This is a genomic window from bacterium (assembly GCA_021372775.1).
GTDB lineage: Bacteria > Acidobacteriota > Polarisedimenticolia > J045 > J045 > JAJFTU01.
Genome location: JAJFTU010000436.1, coordinates 1 through 9,460, shown reverse-complemented (window position 1 = coordinate 9,460; position 9,460 = coordinate 1). Strand labels below are relative to the sequence as shown.

Genomic DNA, 9,460 nt, shown 5'->3' with positions numbered 1-9,460 from the left:
GGCGGCGGCGCTCGAGGCGGCCGGCGGGAAGCCGCGCGTCTCGATCCTCCCCGGGGTCAACCACGGGGCGTGGGATCCCGCCTACCGCGACGGCGCGCTGCGCGACTGGCTCTTCGCGCAGCGCAGGAAGCGCTGAGGGCGTCGAACGCGCGGTCCGCGTGCGGCGGGCGAACGCGGAACGCGGTTCCGATGCACAATCGGTCAATTCATGAAAGCGTAGGCCTCTTTCCGGCCTGACGTTGGCTAAACTGTCCCCGCTCGGTCATCTCCGACGAGACGGCGGCGCCGTCGCGCCGCGGCGCGGAAGCGCTGCGGACCGCGGGCGCCGGGAGGACGGTCATGGGCGGCAGGCTTCCGCGCGGCGTCGCGGCCCGCTTCGTCGGCTCGCGGGGCCGGGGCGTCTCGCTCCTCGCGGGGACGCTCGCGCTGCTCGGCCTCGCCGCCGGTCTCGCCGGAGTCGCGGCCCGCGCCCAATCGGCCGCGCCGCCGAAGCGCCCGATCCCGCCGTATCTCGCGATGGTCGAGTCGTGGCTGCAGCGGGAGGCGGCGGGCGCGCGGGCCGCGCAGGCGATCAACCAAGACACAATCGACGCCGGCCGCGCCTTGCTCGCCAAGGCGCAAGCATCGAAGAGCGCCGCGGCGACGGCCGAGGCCCGACGCGTCGTCGCGACCGCGGAGGAGGCGCTGCGCAAGAACAGGCTGCGCGCGGCGCGGGCGGAAAAGGCGCTGGCGTGGGCGGCGCGCCTGCGCGAACTCCCGCCCGCCGGCGGCATGGCCGGGTTCATGCCGCGCGCCGAAGGGACGGTCGAGATCGAGCCGGCGGGCGGCGGCGCGCCGCGCGCCGTGACCGCCGACACGCCGCCGGTCGCCGGACCGGGCGACACGATCCGCACCGGCAAGGACGGCCGCGCCGACGTGCTGCTGCCCGAGGGGAACGTCGTCAGCCTCGATGCCGGCGCCGCCATGACCCTCGCGGAAGGCGCCGTCGAGACTCTCCTCTACGGCGAGGTCCGCGCGCGCGTCGCGCGGCTGAACCACAAGTTCGAGGTGCGGACGCCGAGCGCGGTGACGTCGGTGCGCGGCACCGACTTCGTCGTGCGCGAGATCCCCGGGAAGCCGTCGTCGGTCGTGGTCCTCGAAGGAACCGTCGCCTTCGGCGACGTCAAGGGCGCGAAGACGGTGCTCGTCGGTCCGGGCATGCAGTCCTACCTCCTTCCCGACGGCGCGCCGGCCGAGCCGACGCCGGCAAACCTGAAGGAGATGCGGAGATGGTGGGAGGAATGAGACGCCTCGCGCTCTTCGCGGCGCCGGCCCTGCTCTGCGTCCCCGCGGCGCTCGCCTCGCCGCAGGTCCCGGGCATGAAGATCGACTGCGCCGCTTCGGCCAGGATCACCGAAAGCGAGCGTCCCTACCTGAGCTGCACCTGCCCGAGCGCCAACGCCATGCCGGTCTGCACGACGCGGTCGGGCGGCGCCGGCGCCGGGCGTCGCTCGTCGGGCGCGATGAGCAACGAGGTGTTCGCCGCCCAGATGCTGGGCGACATCGTCGGCCAGGCGCTCGCGTCGCTCTTCGCCCCGCCGCGCGACGATTCCGCCGACATCGCGGCGCGGAAGGCGGCGCAGGAGGCGGCGAAGAGACAGTTCGAGGCGCAGCAGCAGCAGCTCCGCGACCTGTGGAAGGAACAGCAGGCGCAGGCGCAGCGACGGGCCCTGACGGAGGAGGACCAGCGCCGGCAGGACGGCGCGGAACTGCTCGCCAAGATGCACGGCGAGGACGGCCCGCCCCCGGATTCGATGCAGGCGCTGGGCGGCACGCTCGAGGGGTTCAAGTGGGACACGGGCGCCGCGGCGAAGGAACGGCTGCAGCCGCTGAGCGGCGGCCGCTACGACACGTCGGGGTTGAAGGCGTGGCAACGGCTGCTCTGCGCGAGCTACTTCTCCGAGAACGCCGCGGCGGCGATGAACGCCAACCCCGAGCAGGCGCACTACCTCGACGAGCAGGCGGCGCGCGTCGCGGCGGGGCAGGCGGTGGACATCCCGTGCAAGTTCCCGGCGGCGCCCGCCGTGCCCGATCCGTCGGCGCCGGACGAGAAAACGATGAAGGCGATCCAGACGGTCCAGCTGCGCCTTCAGGACCTGCAGGGGATCGAGACGAAGCTGCGGAAGACCGAAGAGGACAAGAAGGGCGCGGAGACTCAGGCGCGCGAGGCTGAGGCGGCCCGCGCGCAGGCCGAGGCGGAGAAGGCGCGGGCGAAGCCGGAAGACGCCGCCCTCATGGCGGAGATCGAGCGCCGGCTCGCCGAGGCGCAGGCCCAGCTCGCCGAGGCCGACCGCAAGCTCCGGGAACTGGCCGATCAGGAGTCCCGGCTGCTGCAGGAGAAGGACGCGGTCCGGCAGGAACTGCAGCAGATCCAGCGGGAACAACAGCAAGGGAGCGCGACGCCGCGCCCGTGACCGTGGGAGAGACTCGATGAAGACGGTTCGTTGGTCCGTTTTGGGATTGCTCGCGGCGCTGCTCTGCGCCGGCGCCGCGTGGGCCGGCGTGGAGAACAACGAACGCTTCAAGGAAGGGATGGCCGCCTATCAGGCGGGCAATCCGTCCGCGGCGATCGAGATCTGGACGGAGCAAGGCGTCGCGTCGGCGGGGGCCTCCGACGTGCAGTACTTCATGTTCCTCTCGATGGCCTACGCCAACGCGGAGAAGCCGGAGCAGGCGATCGAGACGGCGCGTCGCGGCCTCGCGCTGCAGCCGTCCGACGGCGTCGTGATCGGGAACCTTCACTGGGCGGTCGGGAAGGCGTACCTCGCGCTCAAGCAGTTCGACCAAGCGGCCGCCGAAACGCAGCTGTCGATCTCCGCCGCGCCGCAGGACCCGGCGAACTACCTCCTGCTGGCCAGGATCCAGATCATCGCCGGGAAGTTCACGGAGGCGGAGGCCGCGGCGGCGCGCTCGCTCGAGCTCAAGGGGACCCCCGAAGGGTGCTTCCTCCTGGGCGTCGTCCACCTGCGGCAGGGGAAGCTCGCCGCGGCGGTCCAGAACTTCAAGTTCGGCCTCACCCTCGCGCCGTCGAGCGGCGACCTCTGGCTCGGCGTCGCCATGGGCCAGTTGATGCAGGGGGACTACGCCGCGGCGCAGGCGACGGGGCGCGACGCGGCGGCCGCGAGCATCCCGAGCGCAGGGGAGATCCAGACGATCGTCGCCTACTACTCCGGGCGCTACGACGATGCGCTGGCGGCGGCCGAGCAGCGGCTCAACGCCCCGGCGATCGGCGGCGTCGGCGCCTCGGTCGTGATGGGCGAGGTCTACCCGATGTTCAAGGGGGTCGTGCCGGGCGGGCCGGCCGCCGAGGCGGACATCCACGACGGCTTCGACATCATGGAGATCGACGGCCAGAAGACGACCAAGGGCGCCTTCAACATCAAGCCGGTGATGACGATCGAGGAGGTCGCCGCGAAGCTGCGCGGTCCGGTCGGCACGACCGTCAAGGTCAAGGTCTGGACCCGCGGCGGCTTCCTGCGGCTGATCAAGACGAAGGAGCTGGCGCGGAAGGCGATGGGGGAGACGAAGAGCGGCGCGCTGCTGGCGCTCCGCTCGCTGGCGCTGCTCGCCAAGGGGGACGCGGCGAAGGCGCTCGCCGACGCGCGCGAGGCGGCGACGCTTGATCCGAACGCGATCCTCTCCACGGTCGCGCTCGGCGGGGCGCTGCTCGAGTCGAACCAGCCGAACCAGGCGCTCGAGGCGCTCGAGAACCCCAACGTGACCGGGACGGCGATCCCGTTCGCCGAGGCGCAGCGCCAGGTCCTGCGCGCCCTGGGCTACGCCCGGCGGGGCGACCTCGACAAGGCGGCGTCGGTCTACTTCGCCGCCGCCGACCAGCTCGATCCGAAGAACGCGCCCGTCTGGAGCGAACGCAACGTCTTCGTCGCCCTGCTCAAGCCGCTGGGCCAGGGGCATCTGGACAAGGCGAAGCAGCTCGACGCGCAGGGGCGCTACGCGGAGTGCCTGCCGGAGTACGCACAGGCGCTGCGCTACGCCGCGGACGAGCAGGAGGTTTCGTCGCTGCGCGCCGCTGTCTTCGCCGCGGCGGGGAAGATGCCCACGCCGCCGGAGATGCCGGACGACGCGCATCGGCGGGTCGTGCGCGGCGAGCTGCTGATCAAGGAAGGGGACGTCGAGCGGGCCTACGTCGAGTTCATGGAGGCGCAGCGGATCGCGCCGTACGTGCCGAAGCTCTACTACAACACCGCGCTGATCTGCGCCCAGCTCAAGAAGTACGACCGGGCGATTCAGCAGATGAATCTCTACCTCGCGGCGGCGCCGGAAGCGCCGGACGCGCGCGCGGCGAAGGACGAGATCATCAAGTGGGAGCTGCAGCAGGAGCGGCAGGCGCAGCCCTGAGCGGGCGCCCCCCCCGCGCCGGCGAACCGACCCGCGCGGACCGCGGCGCGACCGTCTCCCCAAGGGGCGGCCGCGCGCGGGCCGCGCGGCGCGTCTCAGGACGAGGCGGGGCGCGTGATCCGCGCGAGAACGACGATCGGGAAGCGCTCGTCGTCGCGCCGCAGCTCCGCCGGTTCGAGGTCCTCGCGCGCCAGTCCCAGCAGGAAGGCGATCGCGACGACGAGGTTCCCCTTCTGCTCGACCTCGTACGCCGCGCCGGGGCAGCGCTCGGCGATCAGCCGCGTCATCGAGTCGGCCGTGAAGCGCCAGTGGTCCTCCGGCTCGCGGTGGAACCGGATCGTGGACGGGACGGTGACGAGCAACGTGCCGCCGGGCTTGAGCGACGCGTAGGCGTGGCGCAGCGCGGCGCCGCAGTCGTAGATGTACGACAGCGTCTGCGTCAGGATGAAGCAGTCGAACCGCTCCGTGCCGAGGCGCTCGGGGCAGGTCAGGTCGTCCAAGATCGTCGCTTGCTTGTTCCCCGCGTCGATGTCCAGGATCTCGCGCCGCGCGACGCGGCGCCCGCCGAACCGCACGGTGTAGTCGTCGTTCAGCAGTTCGCAGACGTCGCCGCGCACGAACTCCGCGTTCCGCTCGAGGAACTCCTCGATGTAGACGCGGTCCACGGGAAGGCCGCGGTCGAACCCCCACTTGTCGCTCACCGGCTCGAAGTGCCGCAGGTTGCCCCAGTCGACCGGTCCCGGCGTCCGCGGGCGCGCCGCGGCGGGAACGCGCCGCTCTTCGGCGCCGCGCCGCACCGCCTCGACGAACGCCGCGCGCGAGGCGCGCACCGCCCGGCTCAGCTCGGCGTGGCGCGCGGCGAGATGCGCGCAGATCTCCCCGCGCCGCGCCAGCCGGTCGCGCAGCGCCGCGGCGAACGTCTCCGGCGCGAGCCCTTCGAGCGGGAGCGCGAGGTCGGGGAGGTCGTACAGCGCGGCGAGGCCGCGCATCTTCTGCGTGTAGTGCGTGCCGCGGTAGAGCCCCAGATACGGCGTTCCCGCGCCGAGCGTCAGGATCGCGCTGTGGTACGAGATGCCGAACGCGGCCCGCGCGCCGCCGAACAGCCCCTTCGCCTGCGCCGGCGTCAACTCGTCGGGATAGACCGCGAACGGCGCCGTCTCCGGCAGCCGCGCCTTGACCGCCGCGAGGTGCTCCCGCTCGTCGGTCTCCGCGAAGTGCATCGGCACGCCGAGCACCGGAAGCCCCGTCGTCTCGATCGCCGCGCGGACCAGCGCGGCGAAGAGGTCGAGCGTCTCCTCGGCCGCGTAGTCGAGGTAGTGGCGGAACTGGAAGGCGAGGTACGAGCGCGACGGGTCGAGCCCGGCCCGCGCGAGGAGGCGGCAGACCTCGGCCGGCGGCGCGGCCGCGATCGTCAGCGCGTCGTCGCCGGTCGTCGCCAGCGGCGCGCGGCAGCCGACCTCGCGCAGATAGTCGGCGGAGATCCCCTCGCGCAGCGTGACCTGCGCCGCGCGGCCGAGCGCCGCGGCGAGCAGCGCGCGGTCCCCCGCGTCCTCGAAACGGTCGATCCCCTGTCCGAAGACGGCGAGCGGATGCGCCGCGACGAGGTAGTCGAGGCACTTCTCGTGGAAGAAGCTCTTCCATTGCGGGGTGAGGTTCGCGCCGCCGCAGTCGGCCACGCCGTCCGCGCCCATCAGCCAGCGCAGCCCTTCGCACTCGGCGGGGCCGAGCGGCGCGGGGCGCGCGCCGGCGAGGATCGCCTCGCGGTTCCCCAGCAGGTCGCGCGCCGTCTGGAGCAGGGCGAGGTTCGCGTCGGCGCCGGCGGGCAGGCCGGCGACGAAGGAGCGGACGAAGCGCTGCAGCGACGGCAGGATCGGCGCGTCGATCTGCGCGGCCACCGGGCCGCACGTCTCGGGGCTCTCCGCGAGGACGCGGACGTCCGCCCGCGGATCGAGACGGCGCAGGTCCTGCACCGTCGCGACGAGCATCGCGTCGTCGCCGATGTTGTGCGCGGAGATGCCGCTGAGCACGGCGATCTTGCGGCGCGGTTCGTCGTCCGGCGCCGCGGGGCGCGCGGGCGGCGCGGCCAGCTCCTCGACCAGCGCGACCAGTTCCTCCGGCGTTCTCGTCCCGACGACGAGGCGCGGCAGGACGAGCGATTCGAGTGCGCCGGGGCGCGCCGCGGCGCGGAGCGCCCCCGGCGACGTCGTCACGGCGAACTCGAAGCCGAGCCGCCGCAGGCTGCCGACGGCCGTCGCCGAGACGTCGTCCGCGGCGCCGTGCGGGTAGGCGAAGAGGCGCGGCGCGGCGCCGAGCCGTCGCGCGATGTCGTCCCGCGCCCCCGCGATCTCCGCCTCGAGCGCGGCGTCGTCGAGGCGGCCGAGCGAGGAGTGGAAGCGCGTGTGCGCGCCGATCTCGACGAGGCCGCTCCGGTGCAGCTCCGCGATCATCGGCCAGGTCGCCGCGAGCCCGCGGAGCTCGGCCGTCGTCTCCGACGCGAGCGCCAGCGCGCGCACGCGTTCCGCGCGCTCCTCGGGCGGAAGGAAGCGCCACTCCTGCTGCTCGCCTTCGGGCACGCCGTCGCCGGCGCGCGCCAGCGCCTCCCACCAGAACGGCAGCTCCCCTTCGACGTAGCCGGTGGAGAGGAAGAGCACCGCCGGCAGGCCGAGCTTGGCCAGGACGGGGAAGGCGCAGTCGTAGTTGTCGCGGTAGCCGTCGTCGAACGTCAGCAGGACGCGCGTCCGCGGGTCGCCGTCCGGCGCCGGCCGGCCCAGTTCGTCCGGATGGATGATCCGGAAGCGCGCGGCGAGCGCGCGCACCTGGGCCTCGAAGTCGTCCTGCGCGATCGCCAGGCGGAACGGATCGGCGCCGGGACGGAGCGGCACGCGGTGCCAGCCGAGCACGACGGTCGGCGCGAACGGCGGCGGGGGCGGCGGGGCCACGATCTCCGCGAGCGCGCGCCCGGCGTCGTGCGGCGCGTCGGCGAAGAGCCGGTCGAAGGTGCGGCGCAGCGCGAGGCCGCGCTCGCGGCAGCCGGCGAAGAAGCGTTCCCACTGCTCCGGCGGCGGCACGTCGGCGCGCCACGGCGCGGCGTCGCGCGCGCTCGCCGCGTCGCTCGCCGAAGCGGCGTCGCGCCACGGCGCGGTCCGCAGCAGCGCGCAGCCGGGATCGAGCGCGGCGACGTCCTCGCCTTGCCCTTCGGGATAGGCGAGGCCGCCGTCGCCGTCGTCGAGCGGCCCGGCCGCGGCGCGCCGCGGGTCGGCGAGAAGCTGCGCGCCGAGGCGCAGCGTCCAGCGCGCATCGAGGCCGCGCAGCAGGTCGGCGCGGACGACGGCGACGAAGTCCACGTCGCGGTCCGCGAACAGCGCGTTGAGGGCGGCCGCGTGCGCGGCCGGATCGTCGACGTCGAGCGTCGGCACGGGCAGGGCGTCGGCGCCCTCGCCCCAGGCCACGACGGCGATGCGGCGGGTCGCGCGGATCTCGTCGTGGACCTGCCGCTCGAGGTCGTCGAGGAAGGCGCGCCGCGCCGCGGCGAGGTCGGCGCCGCACCGCCGCTCCGCGACCGCGCGCGTCCGCTCGTAGATCGCGGCGTGCGCGGCGAGGAACGGCGCCCTCGAGCGGGACGACATCCGCTCCCGCGTCGTGCGCACGTCGACGCAGGACGTGACGACGGGGCTCTCGGCCACCGCCGTCCTTTCGCGCATGCGCAGCCAGAACTCCCAGTCTTCGTTCACCCGCAGCGACTCGTCGAACCCGCCGGCCTCGGCGACGAGCGCGCGCTCCATCAGCACCGCCTGCACGGGAACGACGTTCTCGAGCAGCAGCTCGGACCAGGCGAAGCTCCGCGCCGGGTAGCGGCGCAGCCCGCCGTCCCGCCGCAGGTGCGGCACGGCGCGGGCCGCCCGCTCCGGGCCGCCGGCTAGCAGCGCGACGAGGTGGCCGACGTGGTGCGGGTAAAGCTCGTCGTCGTCGTCGAGGAAGCCGACGTAGACGCCGCTCGCCCGCGCGGCGCCGCTGTTGCGGGACGCCGCGAGGTAGCGGTTCTCCTCGTGCACGACCTCGACGATCGGGACCTGCCCGCGGAACTCGTCGAGCACGTCGCCGACCGGTTCTCCGGCGTCGTTGACGACGACGATCTCGATCGGGCGGTAGAGCTGCGCGGCGACGCTCGCCAGCGCCCGCCGCAGCGAGGCGCGGCGGTTGAACGTCGGCACGACGATCGAGACGAGCGGCCCCTCGGACGCGTGCGCGCCCTGCGCGGCCCACGCCGCGGCGGACTCCCGCGCCGCGTCCCACAGCCCGAGCCGCTGCGCCGCGGCGGCGCGCGCCAAGAGCCGATCGGGGGCCGTCGCGGCGCCCTCGCCGCCGTCCCAGACCAGTTCGTCGAACCGGCCGGCGGCGAGCAGGTCGGCGGGGGAGAGGTCGCTCATTCGGCCGCCGTCGGCGCGAGGATCAGCGTGTCCTGGAAATCGAGCCCCTCGCCCCGTCCGCCCCACTCTCCGTGATGCAGCTCCACGGCCTCGAGGCCGGCCTCGGCCAGCCGCTCGAGCACCCAGCGCTCGTCGTAGGCGATGACGTGCAGCGGATCCTCCTGGGTCATGCAGCGGCAGTGCGGCGCGAGCTCGTACGGCAGCGGATAGCCGGTCCGCCCGGCGGCCTCGTTGGCCCGCACCTCGTCGTCGAGCAGGAAGAAGGTGACGTAGGCCCGCCCCCGCGGCGCGAGCATCCGGCGGATCTCGCGCAGGTAGTGGCGGATCTCGTTCTCGTGCATGTGCGTGAAGACCGAGGTGAGGACCACGACGTCGGCCTCTCCGTCGGGCACGCCGAGATCGACCTTGTCGGGCGCGATCGCGCCGGTCGGGTTGTAGCGGCCGTTCTGGACGTCGAGGAAGCGGAAGGCGAACCGCCCGCCGCCGCACGGCGCGAGATTCTCGGCGCACCAGCGGATCTGGCGATCGAGGATGTCCATCCCGACGTACGTGCCCGCGAAGCCGGGGCGGCGCAGCAGCGCGTGGGCGACGCGCCCGTAGCCGCAGCCGACGTCCACGACGCGCGACGTCGGCGA

At 74.0% G+C, this 9,460-nt stretch carries 5 protein-coding genes; 3 read left to right on the top strand and 2 right to left on the bottom strand.

The window, feature by feature from the left end; translation table 11 throughout:
* Positions 1-339: 339 nt before the first annotated feature.
* The 3 genes from LLG88_14995 to LLG88_14985 are packed head-to-tail and all read left to right on the top strand — an operon-like array spanning position 340 to position 4,398.
* Positions 340-1,284 (top strand): FecR family protein, encoded by a 945-nt coding sequence (locus LLG88_14995; GenBank protein MCE5248213.1) that lies wholly within the window; start codon positions 340-342, stop codon positions 1,282-1,284.
* On the top strand, positions 1,269-2,453 hold the full coding sequence (locus tag LLG88_14990) for a hypothetical protein (GenBank protein ID MCE5248212.1): 1,185 nt from the start codon (positions 1,269-1,271) through the stop codon (positions 2,451-2,453). Before LLG88_14995 ends, LLG88_14990 begins: the two co-directional genes overlap by 16 nt.
* Before the next feature lie 16 nt (positions 2,454-2,469).
* On the top strand, positions 2,470-4,398 hold the full coding sequence (locus LLG88_14985) for a tetratricopeptide repeat protein (protein MCE5248211.1): 1,929 nt from the start codon (positions 2,470-2,472) through the stop codon (positions 4,396-4,398).
* A 95-nt stretch (positions 4,399-4,493) separates the two neighbouring features.
* On the opposite strand, the gene LLG88_14980 is transcribed toward LLG88_14985, so the two are convergent.
* Positions 4,494-8,825, bottom strand: coding sequence for a polysaccharide pyruvyl transferase family protein (locus LLG88_14980; protein MCE5248210.1), 4,332 nt, complete (start codon positions 8,823-8,825; stop codon positions 4,494-4,496).
* The coding region (locus tag LLG88_14975; protein ID MCE5248209.1) for a class I SAM-dependent methyltransferase at positions 8,822-9,460 on the bottom strand (639 nt) is incomplete at its 5' end. The genes LLG88_14980 and LLG88_14975, both read right to left, overlap by 4 nt.